General features: G+C 58.4%; 14 protein-coding genes. 6 read left to right on the top strand and 8 right to left on the bottom strand.

Annotated elements, in window-relative coordinates:
- Window positions 1-13: 13 nt before the first annotated feature.
- Window positions 14-1399: a NarK family nitrate/nitrite MFS transporter gene (locus V1599_RS13845; protein ID WP_395300258.1), complete on the bottom strand. Its 1386-nt coding sequence runs from the start codon at window positions 1397-1399 to the stop codon at window positions 14-16.
- 210 nt (window positions 1400-1609) lie between these two features.
- Entirely contained in the window at window positions 1610-2185 is a 576-nt protein-coding gene (locus V1599_RS13840) for a TetR family transcriptional regulator (protein WP_395300257.1), read from the bottom strand.
- 116 nt (window positions 2186-2301) lie between these two features.
- On the opposite strand from V1599_RS13840, the gene V1599_RS13835 reads away from it, so the two are divergent.
- Window positions 2302-3789, top strand: coding sequence for an MFS transporter (locus V1599_RS13835; RefSeq protein ID WP_297123047.1), 1488 nt, complete (start codon window positions 2302-2304; stop codon window positions 3787-3789).
- Between the two features lie 57 nt (window positions 3790-3846).
- On the opposite strand, the gene yddG is transcribed toward V1599_RS13835, so the two are convergent.
- Entirely contained in the window at window positions 3847-4734 is an 888-nt protein-coding gene (gene yddG / locus V1599_RS13830; RefSeq protein ID WP_395300256.1) for an aromatic amino acid DMT transporter YddG, read from the bottom strand.
- Between the two features lie 220 nt (window positions 4735-4954).
- On the opposite strand from yddG, the gene fdnG reads away from it, so the two are divergent.
- From fdnG to fdnI, 3 genes are read left to right on the top strand one after another with little or no spacing between them, the layout of a single operon-like run.
- Entirely contained in the window at window positions 4955-8002 is a 3048-nt protein-coding gene (gene fdnG, locus V1599_RS13825; RefSeq protein ID WP_395300255.1) for a formate dehydrogenase-N subunit alpha, read from the top strand.
- Between the two features lie 11 nt (window positions 8003-8013).
- Window positions 8014-8898, top strand: coding sequence for a formate dehydrogenase subunit beta (fdxH, locus tag V1599_RS13820; protein ID WP_112010075.1), 885 nt, complete (start codon window positions 8014-8016; stop codon window positions 8896-8898).
- The gene (gene fdnI, locus V1599_RS13815; RefSeq protein WP_297123040.1) at window positions 8891-9547 is read left to right on the top strand and encodes a formate dehydrogenase-N subunit gamma; all 657 of its coding nucleotides are present in this window, start codon (window positions 8891-8893) and stop codon (window positions 9545-9547) included. Before fdxH ends, fdnI begins: the two co-directional genes overlap by 8 nt.
- Before the next feature lie 35 nt (window positions 9548-9582).
- Here the strand turns inward: fdnI and ppk2 are convergent, their stop codons facing one another.
- Window positions 9583-10401 (bottom strand): polyphosphate kinase 2, encoded by an 819-nt coding sequence (ppk2, locus tag V1599_RS13810; protein WP_395300254.1) that lies wholly within the window; start codon window positions 10399-10401, stop codon window positions 9583-9585.
- Window positions 10402-10545: 144 nt separating this feature from the next.
- On the opposite strand from ppk2, the gene araJ reads away from it, so the two are divergent.
- Window positions 10546-11721 (top strand): MFS transporter AraJ, encoded by a 1176-nt coding sequence (gene araJ / locus V1599_RS13805; RefSeq protein WP_112010072.1) that lies wholly within the window; start codon window positions 10546-10548, stop codon window positions 11719-11721.
- 11 nt (window positions 11722-11732) lie between these two features.
- Here the strand turns inward: araJ and V1599_RS13800 are convergent, their stop codons facing one another.
- Window positions 11733-12935, bottom strand: a complete 1203-nt coding sequence (locus V1599_RS13800; RefSeq protein WP_395300253.1) for an NAD(P)/FAD-dependent oxidoreductase — start codon at window positions 12933-12935, stop codon at window positions 11733-11735.
- Between the two features lie 200 nt (window positions 12936-13135).
- Between V1599_RS13800 and V1599_RS13795 the strand changes: the two genes are divergently transcribed.
- On the top strand, window positions 13136-13642 hold the full coding sequence (locus V1599_RS13795) for an Rrf2 family transcriptional regulator (protein WP_112010070.1): 507 nt from the start codon (window positions 13136-13138) through the stop codon (window positions 13640-13642).
- A gap of 41 nt (window positions 13643-13683) precedes the next feature.
- On the opposite strand, the gene adhP is transcribed toward V1599_RS13795, so the two are convergent.
- The 3 genes from adhP to V1599_RS13780 form a co-directional block, all read right to left on the bottom strand.
- Window positions 13684-14694, bottom strand: a complete 1011-nt coding sequence (gene adhP / locus V1599_RS13790; protein ID WP_112010069.1) for an alcohol dehydrogenase AdhP — start codon at window positions 14692-14694, stop codon at window positions 13684-13686.
- A 227-nt stretch (window positions 14695-14921) separates the two neighbouring features.
- The gene (locus V1599_RS13785) at window positions 14922-16631 is read right to left on the bottom strand and encodes an ABC-F family ATP-binding cassette domain-containing protein (RefSeq protein WP_395300252.1); all 1710 of its coding nucleotides are present in this window, start codon (window positions 16629-16631) and stop codon (window positions 14922-14924) included.
- A 579-nt stretch (window positions 16632-17210) separates the two neighbouring features.
- Window positions 17211-18908, bottom strand: a complete 1698-nt coding sequence (locus V1599_RS13780) for an NAD-dependent malic enzyme (protein WP_297123023.1) — start codon at window positions 18906-18908, stop codon at window positions 17211-17213.
- Between the last annotated feature and the right edge of the window lie 165 nt (window positions 18909-19073).

Raw genomic sequence — 19073 nt, 5'->3', positions numbered from 1 at the left:
CGAAGAGGTATTCTTATTTTTGTGAGGATTTGCGGCCGTAAACCAGCCAGGTGACAAGCACGCAGACGATGTAGAACACCAGGAAGACTTTCATCGCCCCGACCGGGGAGCCGGTCATCGCCAGCGACGTGCCGAAGGCTTTAGGAATGAAGAACCCGCCGACGGCGCCAATGGCGGAGATAAAGCCCAGCGCGGCGGCCGTTTCGGTCACCGCCTCGTGCTGCGCCTGCTCGTCGCTGCCGCCCTGCTGCTTGACGCGCGTAAGGGTGATTTGGCGGAAAATAACCGCAATCATCTGGAACGTGGAGCCGCTCCCCAGCCCCGCGGTGAGGAACAGACCCATAAACACCAGATAAAAGGCCATGAAGCTGCCCGAGCCCGTGCCGGGTAGCGTGAGGAAAATCAGGGCGCTGAAGATCGCCATAAAGACGAAGTTGATCAGCGTGACGCGCACCCCGCCGAGCCTGTCGGAAATCATCCCGCCCGCAGAGCGCGCCAGCGCGCCGATCAGCGGTCCGAAGAAGGCAAGGTGCAGGATATTAACGTCCGGGAACTGGGTTTTCGACAGCATGGCAAAGCCCGCCGAGAAGCCGATAAAGGAGCCGAACGTCGCCAGATAGAGCAGGCTCAGCAGCCACAGGTGAAAGCGCTTGAGCACCGGAAGCTGGCTGGCAATCGTCGCCTTTGAGCTGGCGATATCGTTCATGCCAAAAAATGCGGCAAGGGTTGCCAGCAGCAGCAGCGGCGCCCAGATCCACGCCGCGTTGGCGAGCCACATCGTGGAACCGTCCTCCTGCGGCACGCCGTGAACGCCGAGGAAGGTAAACATCGGCAGGAAAATCACCAGCGGGGCGACCAGCTGCATGACGCTGACGCCGAGATTGCCCAGCCCGCCGTTGATGCCCAGCGCGCTGCCCTGTTTGGCTTTCGGGAAGAAAAAGCTGATGTTGCCCATGCTGGAAGCAAAGTTCGCGCCGGCAAAGCCGCACAGCAGCGCAATGATGATAAATACCCAGTACGGCGTGGCGGTGTTTTGAATCGCGATCCCCAGCCAGACGCAGGGGATAATCAGAATCACCGTGCTCAATACCGTCCAGTAGCGTCCGCCAAATATCGGCACCATAAAGGAATAGGGCACGCGCAATATCGCGCCGGAAAGAGAAGGAAGGGCGGTTAACATGAAAAGCTGGTCGGTAGTGAAATTAAATCCAACTTTATTAAGATTGACCGCAATGGCGCTAAATAACATCCAGACGCAGAAGGCGAGAAGCAAACAGGCGACGGAGATCCACAGATTTCTTCGCGCGATTGGCTTTCCTTTATTCTCCCAGAATTGTGTGTTTTCAGGTTTCCAGTCGCTAAGCAGATAATGATTTTTTTTCTCACCTTGTTGTGACATATCGCCCTCTTGCTTCACCAAATAAAGATAAAAGTAAAGTTAAATCAGATAGATGACAGGATATGAAGTACTGACGTTATTGGAAGTTTTTGGATGCTTCTGAAAGGATAGATAAAAAAGCGAACCCCCGAGTTTGGAATGGGAATAGGGTATCGCTTTATGTGTTACTAATTGTAACCTTTTGCGGATTTTAATACCTCGTTGGAGGTATCAATACAATTCGAGGGTGATAGATTTATCAAGATGGCTATTAAACGCGTTGTCGTCCATTTCGGGCATATTTAATACATAGATCCCGTCAAGCCCGCACACCAGCCCGATCAAACGCCAGGCAATATTCTCGGCCCGGTCGGAAAGGGTAAATTCGCCCGCCGACGCGCCGGCCTGAATAATGGCGACGCTTTCCTGATGCCACATTTCCATCGTCAGCACGTAGGCGCCCCTGATGTCCGCATCGCGGCTCGCCAGGATCTGCGCTTCGCGCCACAGGCGGATGTACGGTTCAAACCCGCCCTCGTCGCTGCCGAGCATCGCCCGCAGGCGTTCCCGCCAGCTGGCCTCCTCGCCGACCACTTCCGCATCTAAAAGGTCGCGGATTAGCCTGACGAACGTCAGCGATTTTAGCTCTCCGACGGAGGCAAAATGGTGGTGAACCTGGCCGGTCGCGACGCCCGCCTCCGCCGCAATGCGCCGCACCGTCATTGCCGCCAGCCCTTCCGCCAGCGCCACGCGCATGGCGGCCTGTAAAATCGCTTCTCGCCGTTCGTCCTTGGTCAGATACCGCATAGTGACTCTCTCTCAATGGGAACGAAACGAGTGTAACAAAAAGCTGGACAAGTGTTCAACATTACGTAGGATCGCCTCCTGGACATGTGTCCAGCTTTAGGTGGAAAAGGAAATTTATGTTTCGTCAGTGGTTAGCGTTAGTGATTATCGTGCTGGTTTATATCCCGGTAGCGATTGACGCGACGGTGCTGCACGTGGCGGCGCCGACATTGAGCATGACGCTGGGTGCCAGCGGCAACGAATTGCTGTGGATTATCGATATTTACTCGCTGGTGATGGCGGGTATGGTGCTGCCGATGGGGGCGCTTGGGGATCGCATTGGCTTTAAGCGGCTGCTGATTATCGGCAGCACCCTGTTTGGCCTGTCGTCCCTGGCCGCGGCGTTTGCGCCGTCGGCGGGATGGCTGATTGCCGCCCGCGCGTCGCTGGCAATCGGCGCGGCGATGATCATTCCCGCCACGCTTGCGGGCATCCGCACGCTGTTTGTTGACGCCAAAGATCGCAATATCGCCCTTGGCGTCTGGGCGGCGGTAGGCTCCGGCGGCGCGGCGTTTGGCCCGCTGATTGGCGGCATGCTGCTTGAGCACTTTTACTGGGGCGCGGTCTTCTTGATCAACGTGCCGATCGTGCTCGTGGTGGTGATGCTGGCCGCGCGCTTTGTGCCCGCACAGCAGGGGCGGCCCGAGCAGCCGTTGAACATCAGCCACGCGATTATGCTGATAATTGCGATTCTGCTGCTGGTCTTCAGCGCGAAAACGGCCCTGAAGGGGGCGCTGTCTCCGTGGCTGGTGGCGGGCACGCTGCTGGTTGGCGCGGCGATGCTCTTTACCTTCGTGCGCATCCAGCTTCGCGCCCGCGTGCCGATGATCGACATGCGCCTGTTCTGCCACCGCATTATCCTGAGCGGCGTGGTGATGGCGATGACCGCGATGATCGCGCTGGTAGGCTTTGAGCTGCTGATGGCGCAGGAGCTGCAGTTTGTTCACGGCTTCACGCCGTTTGAGGCGGGCATGTTTATGCTGCCGGTGATGGTCGCCAGCGGCTTTAGCGGCCCGATTGCCGGGATTCTGGTCGGGCGGCTGGGGCTGCGCCTCGTTGCGGCGGGCGGCATGGGGCTTAGCGCCGTCAGCTTTATCGGGCTCTCAACGCTCGACTTCAGCACCCAGCAGTGGCAGGCGTGGAGCCTGATGGTGCTGCTCGGCTTCAGCGCCGCCAGCGCGCTGCTGGCGTCAACCTCAGCGATTATGGCGGCCGCGCCGAAGGAGAAAGCGGCGGCGGCGGGCGCAATCGAAACCATGTCCTACGAGCTGGGCGCAGGTCTCGGGATCGCCATTTTTGGCCTGCTGCTGACCCGCAGCTTCTCGGCGTCAATCGTGCTGCCGCAGGGGCTTAACGAAGCGCTTGCCGATAAGGCCTCGTCGTCGATTGGCGAAGCGGTGAAGGTAGCGCAGGAGCTCACGCCGTCGATGGCCGATGCGGTTATCGGGGCCGCGAAGGCCGCGTTTATTACCTCCCACAGCGTGGCGCTGGGCAGCGCGGGCGCCATGCTGCTGGTGCTGGCGGTGGGCATTTGGTTTAGCCTCGCGAAAGCGCCGCAGCAGTAACCGCGCGACGCGCGCATCAGGGCCTCCTTGTTATTCAGGGAGGCCTTTTTTATGAGGCTATTTCGAGGTGCTTCGCGTGGCGTACCAGCAGAGGAGCGAACCCGCGCACACCATCAGCGCGCCCTGCCAGAAGGAAAAGGAGAGAGGAGAACTTAACACCGCTGCCGCCAGCGCGGCGGAGAGCACGGGCGTAAAATAGGACACCGCGGCGAGCACCGTGACGTTGCCGTGCAAAATGCCGATATTCCATGCCGCATAGCCGAAGCCAAGCGCCACGCCGCAAAGCAAAAGTTTCACCACCACCGGCACGCTAAAGACCATTTCTGGCTGATCGCTCAAGGCATATTTCACCCACAGGCTCAGGGCCGTCAGCAGCACGAAGAGGGTAATGCCATTCTGGCCCTTCGCGTATCTGCTGGTGACGGTGCAGTACGCCGCCCAGATGAAGGCACCAGCAAAGGCCAGCGCGTAGCTTAGCGGGCTTGAGACGATATTGCGGACTATGTCCTCGACGTTCAGCCCCTGGTCGCCTCCCAGCACCCAGCAGACGCCGAGAAGGGAAACGAGCAGGCCGGGGATCACCCACAGCGTCGATTTCTGCCCGTTGAACAGAATGGCAAACACGATCGTCAGGCTCGGCCAAAGATAGTTGACCATGCCCACCTCGATGGCCTGCGCGCGCGTGGCCGCATAGCCCAGGGACAGCGCCAGACAGATCTCATAGCTGACGAACAGGACGCTGCCCGCCATCAGGTAGCGCGGAGAAAAACGTTTTATATCGGGAAGCCCTACCGTGACCAGGCACAGTAATCCGCTCACGGTGTAGATCATCGCCGCACCGCCCACCGGGCCGAGCCCCTCGCTGACGCTGCGAATAAGCCCCACCATAGTGCTCCACAGCAGGATCGCCGCCAGCCCGATCAGCGTTGCTCTCTTTCTGTCCATCTCTTCGCCATTATCCTCATATTCAAAGGGAAAACTTATAGCATCGATTGCATACGCGCGGCGAATAGTCCGTTAAGAAATTAGCCCTTAGGGAGTACGCAAAGCCAGCAAGCGTGACTATTTAGGGGGCTAAATCAGGCGTCCTTGATTTGACGCAAAAAAAACAGGGGCTTTGCTGATAGTTTGCGGCGCGAAGTCTCATTAGATAACGAGGACAGCAATGGACGTCAGCCGCAGACAATTTTTCAAAATCTGCGCGGGCGGTATGGCCGGAACAACAGTCGCCGCACTGGGATTCGCTCCCAAAATGGCGCTGGCTCAGGCGCGCAACTATAAACTGCTGCGCGCCAAAGAGATCCGCAACACCTGCACATACTGCTCCGTGGGTTGTGGGCTACTGATGTATAGCCTGGGCGATGGCGCGAAGAACGCCAAAGAAGCGATTTACCACATTGAAGGTGACCCGGATCATCCGGTGAGCCGTGGGGCATTGTGCCCGAAAGGGGCGGGCCTGCTGGACTATGTCCACAGCGAAAACCGCCTGCGCTATCCGGAATACCGCGCGCCGGGTTCCGATAAATGGCAGCGCATCTCGTGGGATGAAGCCTTCTCCCGCATCGCGAAGCTGATGAAAGCCGACCGCGACGCCAACTTTATCGAAAAGAACGAGCAGGGCGTGACGGTTAACCGCTGGCTCTCCACCGGGATGCTCTGCGCGTCTGCGGCAAGTAATGAAACCGGCATGCTGACGCAAAAATTCGTGCGCTCGCTCGGCATGCTGGCGGTAGACAACCAGGCGCGCGTCTGACACGGACCAACGGTAGCAAGTCTTGCTCCAACATTTGGTCGCGGTGCGATGACCAACCACTGGGTTGATATCAAAAACGCTAACGTCGTAGTGGTGATGGGCGGTAACGCCGCTGAGGCCCATCCGGTGGGATTCCGCTGGGCGATGGAAGCGAAAAACAATAACGATGCGACGCTTATCGTCGTCGATCCGCGCTTTACGCGTACGGCATCGGTGGCCGATATTTATGCGCCGATCCGCTCCGGCACGGACATTACGTTCCTCTCCGGCGTGCTGTTGTACCTGATCGAAAACAACAAAATTAACGCTGAATACGTCAAGCATTACACCAACGCCGGCCTGCTGGTGCGGGAAGATTTTGCCTTTGAAGACGGCCTGTTCAGCGGCTATGACGCGGAAAAACGCCAGTACGATAAGTCTTCCTGGAACTACCAGTTCGACGAAAACGGCTACGCGAAACGCGACGACACGCTCACCGATCCGCGCTGCGTGTGGAACCTGCTGAAGCAGCACGTTTCCCGCTATACGCCGGAGGTGGTGGAAAACATCTGCGGGACGCCAAAAGCGGACTTCCTTAAGGTGTGTGAAGTGCTGGCGTCTACCAGCGCGGCCGACAGAACCACCACGTTCCTGTACGCGCTCGGCTGGACGCAGCACACCGTGGGCGCGCAGAACATCCGCACCATGGCGATGATCCAGCTGCTGCTGGGCAACATGGGGATGGCCGGCGGCGGCGTGAACGCGCTGCGCGGTCACTCCAACATTCAGGGCCTGACCGATCTCGGCCTGCTGTCGACCAGCCTGCCGGGCTATCTGACGCTGCCGTCGGAAAAACAGACTGATTTCCAGACCTGGCTCACGGCGAATACGCCAAAAGCCACGCTGCCGGATCAGGTTAACTACTGGAGTAACTATCCGAAGTTCGCCGTCAGCCTGATGAAATCCTTCTACGGCGATGCGGCGCAGAAAGAGAACGACTGGGGCTTTGAGTGGCTGCCGAAATGGGACCAGGCCTACGACGTCATCAAGTATTTCAACATGATGGATAAAGGCAACGTCACGGGCTACATCTGCCAGGGCTTTAACCCTGTTGCGTCGTTCCCGGACAAGAACAAGGTGGTTCGCAGCCTCAGCAAGCTGAAGTACATGGTGGTTATCGATCCGCTGGTGACCGAAACCTCGACCTTCTGGCAGAACCACGGGGAATCCAATGACGTCGATCCGGCCTCGATTCAGACCGAGGTGTTCCGCCTGCCGTCGACCTGCTTCGCGGAAGAGGACGGCTCCATTGCCAACTCCGGCCGCTGGCTGCAGTGGCACTGGAAGGGCCAGGACGCACCGGGTGAAGCGCGCAACGACGGCGAAATTCTGGCCGGTATTTACCACCGCCTGCGCGATATGTACCGCACGGAAGGCGGTAAGGGCGCCGAACCGCTGCTGAAGATGAGCTGGAACTACAAGCAGCCGGACCATCCTGAGTCAGAGGAAGTGGCCAAAGAGAACAACGGCGTTGCGCTGGCGGATCTCTATGACGCCAACGGCAACCTGCTGGCGAAGAAAGGCCAGCTGCTGAACAGCTTCGCGCTGCTGCGTGACGATGGCACCACGGCCTCCTCGTGCTGGATTTATGCCGGCAGCTGGACCGAGCAGGGCAACCAGATGGCTAACCGCGATAACGCCGACCCGTCAGGCCTTGGCAATACGCTGGGCTGGGCATGGGCGTGGCCGCTGAACCGTCGCGTGCTGTACAACCGCGCGTCTGCGGACATCAACGGCAAGCCGTGGGATCCAAAACGGATGCTGATCGAGTGGAACGGATCGAAGTGGGCGGGGAACGACATCCCGGACTTCAACACCGCCGCGCCGGGCAGCAAAACCGGGCCGTTCATCATGCAGCCGGAAGGGCTGGGGCGTCTGTTTGCCCTCGACAAGCTGGCGGAAGGGCCGTTCCCGGAACACTACGAGCCGATGGAAACGCCGCTCGGCACCAACCCGCTGCATCCGAACGTGGTCTCCAGCCCGGTGGTGCGTATCTACGAAGACGACGTGCTGCGTTTAGGCAAGAAGGACAAGTTCCCGTACGTCGGAACGACCTATCGCCTGACCGAGCATTTCCACACCTGGACCAAGCACGCGCGGCTTAACGCCATCGCCCAGCCGGAACAGTTTGTGGAGATCAGCGAAACGCTGGCGAAGGCGAAGGGCATTGCCAACGGCGACCGCGTGACGGTCAGCAGCAAGCGCGGGTTTATTCGCGCCGTGGCGGTGGTGACCCGCCGTCTGCAGACGCTGAACGTACACGGCCAGCAGGTGGAAACCGTTGGTATTCCGCTGCACTGGGGCTTTGAGGGCGTGGCGCAAAAAGGCTACATCGCCAACACCCTGACGCCTAACGTCGGCGATTCCAACTCGCAAACGCCGGAGTACAAAGCGTTTCTGGTCAACATCGAGAAAGCGTAAGGAGCGAATAAATGGCGATGGAAACACAAGACATTATTAAACGCTCCGCGACAAACGCCATGACCCCCGCGCCGCGCGCGCGGGATTACAAGGCCGAAGTCGCCAAGCTTATCGATGTCTCCTCCTGCGTGGGCTGCAAAGCCTGCCAGGTGGCATGCTCGGAGTGGAATGACATTCGCGACGAGGTGGGGCACTGCGTCGGGGTTTACGATAACCCTGCCGATCTCAGCGCCAAGTCGTGGACGGTAATGCGCTTTAGCGAAACCGACCAGAACGGCAGGCTGGAGTGGCTGATCCGCAAAGACGGCTGCATGCACTGCGAAGATCCGGGCTGCCTGAAGGCGTGCCCGTCCGCGGGGGCGATCATTCAGTACGCTAACGGGATCGTCGATTTCCAGCAGGACCACTGCATCGGCTGCGGCTACTGCATCGCCGGGTGTCCGTTTAACGTCCCGCGCCTCAATAAAGAGGATAACCGGGTCTATAAATGCACCCTGTGCGTGGACCGCGTCAGCGTGGGCCAGGAGCCTGCCTGCGTGAAGACGTGCCCAACGGGCGCCATCCACTTCGGCACCAAGAAAGAGATGCTCGAAGTGGCGCAGCAGCGCGTGGACAAGCTGAAGGCGCGCGGTTACGAAAACGCGGGCATTTACAACCCGCAGGGCGTGGGGGGAACGCACGTGATGTACGTGCTGCACCATAACGACCAGCCGGAGCTGTACCACAATCTGCCGAAAGATCCGGCGATCGATACCTCGATCAACCTGTGGAAAGGGGCGCTCAAGCCGCTCTCCGCGGCGGGCTTTATCGCCACCTTTGCCGGGCTGATTTATCACTACATCGGCATTGGGCCGAACAAAGAGGTGGACGACGACGAGGAGGAGCATCATGAGTAAGTCGAAGATGATTGTGCGCACGAAGTTTATTGACCGCGCCTGTCACTGGACGGTGGTGATCTGCTTCTTCCTGGTGGCGGTTTCGGGAATTTCGTTCTTCTTCCCGACGCTGCAGTGGCTGACGGAAACCTTTGGTACGCCGCAGATGGGTCGCATCCTGCACCCGTTCTTCGGCGTGCTGATTTTCGTGGTGCTGATGTTTATGTTCGTGCGCTTCGTCCACCACAACATCCCGGACAAGCAGGACATTCCGTGGGTGAAGGGGATTGTCGAGGTTCTGAAGGGTAACGAGCATAAGGTCGCAAAAGTCGGCAAATACAACGCCGGGCAGAAGATGATGTTCTGGACCATCATGAGCATGATTTTCGTGCTGCTGGTGACCGGGGTGATCATCTGGCGTCCGTATTTTGCGCACTATTTCCCGATTCAGGTGGTGCGCTACGCGCTGCTTATCCACGCCACGTCGGCCATCATTTTGATCCACGCCATCCTGATCCATATGTATATGGCATTCTGGGTGAAAGGCTCGATTAAGGGGATGATCGAAGGGAAGGTGAGCCGCCGCTGGGCGCAGAAGCACCATCCGCGCTGGTACCGCGACGTTGAGCGCATGGAGGCGCAGGAAGAGAGCACGAAAGGGCTGAAATAGCGTAAGCGCCGCCGGTGTTGACCGGCGGCGTTTTGCTAAAACCGTTCTTCGACATACCTGAACGGGTATTTTGTCGGCTTCACCTTGCCGATTTTACGCTTCGGTAAATCCATCGTTTCGATATGCAGGTCTTTATAGGGGATCTGTGAGAGCAGGTGCGAAATAATATTGAGCCGCACGCGTTTTTTATCCTCCGACCGGGCAACAAACCACGGTGCCCACGCGGTGTCGGTGGCTTTGAACATCTCATCCCGCGCGACGGTATACTCATCCCACAGGTTGAACGATTTAATGTCCATCGGCGACAGCTTCCACGTTTTGCGTCCGTCGTTAATCCGGTCGCGAAGGCGGCGCTCCTGCTCTTTTGGCGTCACTTCGAGCCAGTATTTCAGTAAGATGATCCCCGCATCAACCATCGCTTTTTCCATCACCGGCGTGCCGTCGAGAAATCTCTCCACCTGTTCCTCGGTACAAAAGCCCATGACGCGCTCAACGCCCGCGCGGTTATACCAGCTGCGATCGAAGATGACGATTTCTCCCGCGGAAGGCAGGTGGGAAACGTAGCGCTGCAAATAGAGCTGGCTCTTTTCCTTTTCCGTGGGGGCCGGCAGGGCGACAACCCGGAAAACTCGGGGGCTGACGCGCTCGGTTATCGCTTTGATGGTGCCGCCTTTGCCCGCGCCGTCTCGCCCCTCAAACACGATGCACACCTTCAGGCCTTTGCTGACCACCCACTGCTGGAGCTTCACCAGCTCTACGTGTAGGCGGCGCAGCTCTTTTTCATACTCTTTGGTTTTGAGGGGCGCTTTTGCTGCGTCACCAACCGCTTTGCTCGCGTTCTTTTTGCTGCCCATACCTGTCATCCTCATTGCGGGTCTTCCTGAAGTGTAATCGACCTGAATAAATGGACTAACGTGTCAGAGATCGGTTTTGAACTGGTTCACCATACCAGTTTGGTCAATAATGCCGGTTGCTTCTCTTTTCTTTGTGGTTGCGGTATGAAAAAAACGATCTTTTCGCTGGCGCTCGGCACGTTCGGTCTCGGCATGGCCGAGTTCGGCATTATGGGCGTCCTCACCGAGCTGGCGCACGATACCGGGATATCCATTCCCTCCGCCGGGAACATGATCTCGTTCTATGCGTTTGGCGTGGTGATTGGCGCGCCGATTGTGGCGCTCTTTTCTAACAGGTTCTCGCTGAAATCCACGCTGCTGTTTCTGGTGGCAATGTGCGTCATCGGTAACGCCATCTTCAGCCTGTCGACGACGTACACCGGGCTGGCGGTCGGGCGGCTGATTTCCGGCTTCCCCCACGGCGCTATCTTTGGCGTCGGCGCGATCCTGCTGTCGAAAATTGCGCCGCCGGGCAGGGTGACGGTGGCCGTTGCGGGCATGATTGCCGGGATGACGGTCGCCAACCTGGTGGGCGTACCGCTCGGCACCTGGCTGGGACATGCGTTCAGCTGGCGCTACACCTTCTGGCTGATTGCCGCCTTCGACGCGCTGGTGATTTTGTCCGTGCTGGCGTGGGTACCTAACGTCTATGACAAAACGGAAAACCGGCTGACCGAACAGTTTCATTTTCTCAAGCGCCCGGAGCCGTGGCTTATCTTCGCCGCCACCCTGTTTGGCAACGCCGGGGTCTTTGCCTGGTTCAGCTTCGTTAAGCCTTTTATGCTCAACGTATCCGGTTTCTCCGAAGGGGGAATGACGGCCATCATGATGCTGATGGGGCTAGGGATGGTGCTGGGCAACCTGATGAGCGGGAAACTGTCCGGCCGTTTTAGCCCGTTACGCATTGCGGCCACCACCGACCTGGTCATCGTCGCCTCGCTGCTGCTGCTCTTCGCATTTGGCGAGCACCCGACCGCGTCGCTGACGATGGGGTTCATCTGCTGCGCCGGGCTGTTTGCGCTCTCTGCGCCGCTGCAAATCCTGCTGCTGCAAAACGCGAAGGGAGGAGAATTGCTTGGGGCGGCGGGAGGCCAGATGGCGTTCAATCTGGGCAGCGCGATTGGCGCCTATTTTGGCGGAATGATGATCACGTTCGGCTTTAGCTGGAGCTACGTCACGCTGCCCGCGGCGCTGCTCTCCTTCTTGGCAATGGGATCGCTACTGATCTACGGCTACCGACAGGCTAAACGTACGCAGGCTAACGCGCGAGCGCTAGCCTGACGGGATACTCCCTACACGAATTTCGCCAGCGGATCGGCCGCCGCAAACGCGACGCTGCGGTCTGCCGCGGGCGGGTAAATCAGCTCGTTGGTGATGGCGATTTTGATTTTCTTCGCCTCATCGCGAACCGATTTCACCTGCTGATCCCAGCCCTCGGTATAGACCGCGCCCCAGCCCCCTAAATCCAGACAGGTCACATAGTTCACCTGACGGTAAGGCAGCGGTGGCTGATTAAGCAGGCTGGCCGCGGCGTTATGGCCCGCAAACTTGCCGAGCTGAATGGCGTGCTGGCAGGTCATCAGCGCCGTGTTGCCTACGTCGTCGGTTTGGGCATGCGCCATATCGCCGGTGGCGTAAACGTCCGGGTGCTGCGGCACCTGCAGGTTTTCATTGACGATAAGGCGTCCCTGGCTATCGCGTTCGCCGCCGATCTGCCGGCTCAGCGGGTTGGCTTCGACGCCAGCGGTCCACACGACGGTGGATGTCGCAATACGCTCGCCGTTCTTCAGCGTCACGCCGCCGTCATCTATCGCTTCAATTTCGCTGTTCAAACGCCACTCTACGCCCAGCTCAAGGCTTGCATCCGCAATGGTTTTACGCAGCGCCTCGCTGTAGCGTCCGCCGATGACCGCTCCCCTTTCAACTACGATGACTTTAGTCTGCGTATCTTCGCCGAAACGGGCGCGCAGGCGGGCAGGCAGTTCGGTCGCCAGCTCGATACCGGTAAAACCACCGCCGCAGACCACCACGGTGTTACGCTCGGGCGTCGAAGGGCGCGCAACCAGCGAATCAAGGTGCTGCTCAAAGACCTGAGCGGATCCAAGCTGGTCGATATCGAACGCATATTCAGCCAGCCCGGCAATCGGTGGACGTTTAGTCTGGCTACCCGTTGCCAGCACCAGGCGCTCATAGCTTACGGTCATTTCCTGGCCATTCGCATCGCGCCAGACAACGATTTTATCATTTGTATCAATACGTTCCGCGCTACCCGCAATAAATTCAATGTCCAGTTCGCTAAAGAGATCGCTCAGCGGCGCAACCAGCGTGGCGACCTTTTCTTCATAAAAACGTGGACGAACGCGCAACTCTGCGACGGGCGCCAGAACGGCAATCGACAGAGCGTTATTTCCCGTCAGCGCGGACAGGCGAGAGGCACTGACCGCAGCCCACATACCGGAAAAACCACTACCCACAATTAAAATCTGCTTTTTCATCTTCGATCCTTTTGGTCGTCAGGCTGGGTGTCTGACATAACTGCAACTATACTTGTCGGAGTTAACTGCGACAACTCCTTTCTGAGTTAAATTTAAATGGTTCCAAAAATCAGCAGGTTAATCAGTTGCGGTAACGATCGCGGTGTTTATCATGCCGAACGCCGCTATAATGACCCGGATAAATAATTTCGGAGTTAATCATGGCTTTTTACAGTTCCGGCGTGGAATACGGCATTCATAGCCTGATGTGCATGGTCGATGCTAAAGGGAACGAGCGCGAGATGAGCGTCCGGGAGATGGCGGCGCTGCAGGGCGTGCCTTACGACTACCTGGGCAAGATCTTCACGCGCCTGTCGCGCGCCGGTCTGGTGAGCAGTACCGAAGGCAAGGGCGGGGGCTTCAGGCTGGCGCGTCCGGCCGAGCTGATCTCGGTGCTGGACGTGGCGCACGCCATTGACGGTGAAAAAAACATGTTTGAATGTCGGGAAGTGCGCCAGCGGCTGGCGGTGTTCGATGAAGCGCCCCCCGCGTGGGCGTGTGACGGCCCGTGCGGCGTGCGCTCGGTGATGGACAGCGCCCAGCAGCGGATGGAGGAGGAGCTGGCGCGGCACACGATTTTAGATCTCGCGCGGAAAATGTACCGCAAAGCGCCGGATACGTTTCAGATTGAAGTGCAGGAGTGGATTGCCGACAGGCGGTCTTCCTGAAGAGAAGCCGGGCAGGGCGACGCCTTCACCCGGCAGAGATCTTACGAACGTAAATCGATCACCATGCGGCCGCGAATCTGGCCCTGTTCCATCTCTTTAAAGATGGCGTTGATATCCTCCAGCGGGCGCATTGCCACTTTCGGAACCACTTTGCCCTCGGCGGCAAACTGGAACGCTTCCACCAGATCCTGACGCGTGCCCACCAGCGACCCCACAACCTGAATGCCGTCCAGCACCAGACGCGGAATATCGAGACTCATCGACTCCGGCGGCAGGCCCACGGCCACCACGCGGCCCCCCGCGCGCACGGCATCTACCGCCGAGTTAAACGCCGCTTTTGCCACCGCCGTGACCACCGCAGCGTGCGCGCCGCCGGTTTTCTCCTGAATGATTTTAGCGGCATCTTCGCTGCGCGAGTTAATGGTTAAATCAGCGCCCATGCTGGCCGCCAGCTTGAGCTGCTCATCGTTCACGTCGATGGCAATAACCTTCGCATTGAAGACGTTTTTCGCATACTGCAGCGCGAGGTTCCCTAAGCCGCCGAGGCCGTAGATGGCAATCCACTGGCCCGGCTTGATGTAGGAGATTTTCACCGCTTTATAGGTGGTCACCCCGGCACAGGTGATGCTGCTTGCGGCGGCGGAATCCAGTCCGTCAGGCACTTTGACCGAGTAATCGGCGGTGACGATGCACTCTTGCGCCATGCCGCCGTCAACGGTATAACCGGCGTTTTTCACGTCGCGACACAGGGTTTCATTCCCGGTATTACAGTATTCACAGTGGCCGCAGCCTTCAAAGAACCACGCTACGCTTGCGCGATCGCCCACCTTGAGCGAGGTCACGCCAGGCCCAATCTCTTTCACGATGCCAATCCCTTCGTGTCCCAGGATCACGCCGGTTTTGTCGCCGAAATCACCGTTTTTAACGTGAAGATCGGTATGACATACCCCGCAGCATTCCATTTTGAGCAGGGCTTCGCCATGCTTAAGCGGGCGTAATGTTTTTTCGGTGACGTTAACCTGGTGATCGTGTGTAACTACAGCAGCCTTCATAGGTTTCTCCTTGTTCATGACGAGATTCTGCATTGCGCATGCTACCCCTCAAGGATTAATACTTTGGCGTACTATTGCAAGGCAACCGTAACATTATTTAATAAATTCAGGTAATTTCAGATTAAGAAAAGAGCGTTCCTCTAATAAAGAGGGGGAATGCAACTGCCTGAAATGCCAAAGCACTGGAGTGATTGACTGGCCCGGCGGGATAACCGCCGGGCGCAGGCCTACAGCTGTTGTTCCAGGTTTTTAATCTCCTCGCGCCACTGCGCCTGAAGCTGCGGCTTTTGATGCTTCGGCTTGCGCGCCAGGTCCTCGGCAAGCAGCGTCTCCAGCGTCACCAGGCGCTCAAGCAGATCGTCCGAAGGTGAAGGTTGCTTTGAGCTTGCCTTGTCGATTGTCGCCTGCAGCATGACGCCGGACGATTCGCGCAGCCGCGCGAACACGGCTTCCGCGTCGTGCCACTCGCTGAGCGCGCCGTCCTCAATCAGCCATAAGCGGTTGCAGCTGTGGCTAATCAGCTGGCGATCGTGGCTCACCAGCAGAACCCCGCCTTCAAACTGCAGCAGGGTTTCAGCCAGCGCCTCTTTGCCTTCCATGTCCAGATGGTTAGTCGGCTCGTCGAGCATCAGCAGGCTATACCGGGCGAGGGTCAGCCCAACAAACAGCAGCCGTGAACGCTCTCCGCCGCTAAGGGTGGTGACCTTCTGCCCGTGGCGCGCCCACGGGAAACCGGCGCCGATCAGCGCCATCTTGCGATCCTGCGGATGGGGCGCAAACGGCTCAAGCGCGTCCAGCAGCGTGGCGTTGTCCGGCAGCTGGTTTAGCGTCTGGTCATAGTAGCCGGGAGCAACGCGAGGGTGGATTTTCAGCCCGTCCTCCGCCGGTTCTTCGGTCATCTGGCGCCAGATAAGCCGCATCAGGGAGGATTTCCCGCAGCCGTTGCGTCCGACAATCGCCACGCGATCGCCGCTTTTCAGCCGCGCAATGTCCACGTTGAACAGCGCGGGCAGGCCGGGCGCGGGCGGTACGGCAAGATTTACCATCTCCAGCAGGCGGTCAGCCCGCAGCGCGTCGCCGCGCAGGGTGAGCGTCCACGGGCTGCCCGCCGTGAGCGCGGTCTGGCTTACCTTCAGCCGCTCGACCTGTTTTTCCATCTGCTTCGCCTTGCGGGCCAGATCTTCGTTGTCGTAGACCTTGCCCCAGGTCGCCAGCCGCCTGGCGCTGGCGGCAACGCGGTCAATCTCCTTTTGCTCGGCCTTGTGGCGCAGCGCGTCGCTTTCGTCCTTCGCCAGCAGCGCCTTTCGCGCCGTCGTGCAGGGCAGGGCAAAGTAGTGCAGCGTTTTATCGCGCAGGATCCAGCTGCCGTTAGTGACGGCGTCCAGCAGCTGCCGGTCGTGCGAGACCAGCACGAAGCTTCCCGACCAGCTCAGTAAAAACTGCTCCAGCCAGAGCAGGGTTGGCAGATCGAGGTGGTTGCTGGGCTCGTCAAGCAGCAGCAGGTCCGGATCGCGAATCAGCGCCCGCGCCAGCAGCAGCCGCGTGTGCTGGCCCCCGCTGAGCGTGGCCGCGCACAGCGCCATATCGTGCGGCGTAAAGCCCATTCCCGCCAGCAGCGTTTCCGCTTTCCAGCGCAGGCTTTCCCGTTCAGCGACAGGGAGTTGTGCCAGGACCGCGTCCAGCATAGTCAGTGAGAGGATTTCCTGCGGCAGGTGCTGTTCCACGCGCGCCAGCAGGCAATGCCCGGCCAGCGCAACGGTGCCGAAAGCAGGGGAGTCGGTGCCGTCGAGGATCTTTAACAGCGTGCTTTTGCCGCAGCCGTTATCGCCCAGCAGGCCGATGCGGTCGCCTTTTTTCAGCGTAAAGGAGAGAGAGTCGAAGAGCGTGCCAAACGCCGTTTCAACGCGTAAAGATTGTGCAGTGAGTAAAGTGCTCATTGTTGCTTACCCAAGAGTTACAGGCATGTGTATGCCTCGTCAAACATCGCTGACGATAACTCAGTAAGCCCGAGAGAAGGGATTTCAGGGGTTGGTGTCTTCGCTCAAGCAGAAGTTATCGCAGCACGATACCGATAACGCTTGAGCTGGTGCGATCACCAAGTGTATGTGAAACATTGAAAATTTCACAGTACAGCATAATTGGCCTCCTTATATATTCAGTGGGTTAATGAATGAAGGGAGTGTAGCGGGGGAAAGAGAGTTTGGCTAGAGGGTATCTCGCACTAGGCGGTGGGCTCCCCACATATTACACTCTGGCACCGAAAACCCCCTCTCCCTTGAGGGAGAGGGCTGGGGTGAGGGGGAACATACGACTGTGGTGGTTGTAACGTTCACTTTACGAGCCTTGCAACTCTGAAATCACACGACTTGTGAACGTGTTAAGGAGGCTCACCGCCGCCTCCTTAACAATCCGGGCTCCCGGCAATTTTGTCTTCGGCTAATTCCTTCCGGCTTATCGGGGACGGGCGGAGGTAACGTCCATCAAAGCCCACGACAAGGAAACGGTCGAGCGCAACGTTAAATCGACGTCCGACGATAGCTTCGGTATTCCGGCATCCAGTAGTTATCGTCTATAGCCTGCTGCAAGGCGTCTGCGGAGGTTTTCACCGCCACGCCCTGCTGCTGCGCCATTTTACCGACCGCGAACGCGATCGCGCGGGACACTTTCTGGATATCTTTCAGCTCCGGCAGCACCAGCCCTTCGCCGTTGTTCACCTGCGGAGAATAACCGGCCAGCGTTTCGCTTGCGGACATCAGCATCTCATCGGTAATGCGCGACGCGCCGGAGGCGATCACGCCCAGACCAATCCCCGGGAAGATGTAGGAGTTGTTGCACTGGGCAATCGGATAGACCTTATCTTTCCACACCACCGGGTCGAACGGGCTGCCGGTTGCGACCAGCGCGTTGCCCTCGGTCCAGGCAATGATGTCCTGCGGCGTCGCTTCCACGCGCGAGGTAGGGTTAGACAGCGGCATCACGATAGGGCGCTCGCAGTGTTTATGCATCTCGCGAATGATCTCCTCGGTGAAGAGACCGGTTTGCCCGGATACGCCGATCAGAATGTCCGGCTTCACGTTGCGCACCACGTCAAGCAGGGAAAGGACTTCGTTGTCGGTATCCCAGTTCTTCAGGTTTTCACGTTTCTGCACCAGCTTGGTCTGGAACGGAAGCAGGTTCGGCATGCCGTCGGTCAGCAGGCCGAAGCGGTCAACCATAAACACGCGGGAGCGGGCCAGCTCTTCGCTTAACCCTTCGCGCTGGGTCTGGGAGATGATTTGCTCGGCGATACCGCACCCGGCGGAGCCTGCGCCAAGGAAGACAATTTTCTGATAGCTGAGCTGGCTGCCCGCCGCGCGGCTGGCGGCAATCAGCGTGCCGACGGTGACGGCGGCGGTGCCCTGGATATCGTCGTTAAACGAGCAGATCTCATCGCGATAGCGGTTCAGCAGCGGCATGGCGTTCTTCTGGGCAAAATCTTCGAACTGCAGCAGCACGTCCGGCCAGCGGTGCTTCACGGCCTGGATAAAGTCATCAACAAACTGATAATACTCGTCGTCGGTAATGCGCGGGTGGCGCCAGCCCATATACAGCGGATCGTTCAGCAGCTGCTGGTTGTTGGTCCCCACGTCCAGCACCACCGGCAGGGTATAGGCCGGGCTGATGCCGCCGCAGGCGGTATACAGAGAGAGCTTGCCGATGGGGATCCCCATCCCGCCGATGCCCTGGTCGCCGAGGCCCAGAATACGTTCCCCGTCGGTCACTACGATCACCTTGATGTTGTGGTTAGGCACGTTCTGCAGAATATCGTCCATGTTGTGACGGTTCGGCCAGGAGATGAACACGCCGCGCGAGCGACGGTAAATTTCGGAGAAACGCTCACAGGCCGCGCCGACCGTAGGGGTATAAATCACCGGCATCATCTCTTCGAGATGGTTTTGCACCAGGCGATAGAAAAGCGTTTCGTTGGTGTCCTGGATGTTGCGCAGATAGATGTGTTTATCGATTTCGGTTTTGAAGCCCTGATACTGAATCCAGGCGCGCTCCGCCTGTTCTTCAATGGTTTCGACCACTTCCGGCAGCAGGCCAAGCAGGTTAAAGCTGCTGCGCTCTTCCATGCTGAAGGCGCTGCCTTTGTTGAGCAGGGGAAATTCGAGCAGAACGGGTCCGGCGTACGGAATATAAAGGGAACGATGTTTTTTCAGTTTGTTGTCCATGTCACTCACTCAATTTTTGAAGATCCGTCCCTGACACTGTCGTTTATCATCTTTCTGGGCTGTGCTGAGGGCTGCGGTTCGGGAGATAGTATAAAGGAGCTGAATATGAATTACCGCACCACATAAAAAAAACACCATCGGTTTTGCCGATGGTGTTGTGGATTT

This window comes from Enterobacter sp. ECC-175 (genome assembly GCF_043968675.1).
Taxonomy (GTDB): domain Bacteria; phylum Pseudomonadota; class Gammaproteobacteria; order Enterobacterales; family Enterobacteriaceae; genus Enterobacter.
Note: the sequence above shows the minus strand (reverse complement) of the source record. Positions and strands in the feature narration are given on the sequence as shown.

Coding starts and splice junctions, on each gene's coding strand:
- V1599_RS13845 (WP_395300258.1), bottom strand. CDS start 1,399: ATGTCACAACAAGGTGAGAAAAAAAATCATTATCTGCTTAGCGACTGG.
- V1599_RS13840 (WP_395300257.1), bottom strand. CDS start 2,185: ATGCGGTATCTGACCAAGGACGAACGGCGAGAAGCGATTTTACAGGCC.
- V1599_RS13835 (WP_297123047.1), top strand. CDS start 2,302: ATGTTTCGTCAGTGGTTAGCGTTAGTGATTATCGTGCTGGTTTATATC.
- yddG (WP_395300256.1), bottom strand. CDS start 4,734: ATGGACAGAAAGAGAGCAACGCTGATCGGGCTGGCGGCGATCCTGCTG.
- fdxH (WP_112010075.1), top strand. CDS start 8,014: ATGGCGATGGAAACACAAGACATTATTAAACGCTCCGCGACAAACGCC.
- fdnI (WP_297123040.1), top strand. CDS start 8,891: ATGAGTAAGTCGAAGATGATTGTGCGCACGAAGTTTATTGACCGCGCC.
- ppk2 (WP_395300254.1), bottom strand. CDS start 10,401: ATGGGCAGCAAAAAGAACGCGAGCAAAGCGGTTGGTGACGCAGCAAAA.
- araJ (WP_112010072.1), top strand. CDS start 10,546: ATGAAAAAAACGATCTTTTCGCTGGCGCTCGGCACGTTCGGTCTCGGC.
- V1599_RS13800 (WP_395300253.1), bottom strand. CDS start 12,935: ATGAAAAAGCAGATTTTAATTGTGGGTAGTGGTTTTTCCGGTATGTGG.
- V1599_RS13795 (WP_112010070.1), top strand. CDS start 13,136: ATGGCTTTTTACAGTTCCGGCGTGGAATACGGCATTCATAGCCTGATG.
- adhP (WP_112010069.1), bottom strand. CDS start 14,694: ATGAAGGCTGCTGTAGTTACACACGATCACCAGGTTAACGTCACCGAA.
- V1599_RS13785 (WP_395300252.1), bottom strand. CDS start 16,631: ATGAGCACTTTACTCACTGCACAATCTTTACGCGTTGAAACGGCGTTT.
- V1599_RS13780 (WP_297123023.1), bottom strand. CDS start 18,908: ATGGACAACAAACTGAAAAAACATCGTTCCCTTTATATTCCGTACGCC.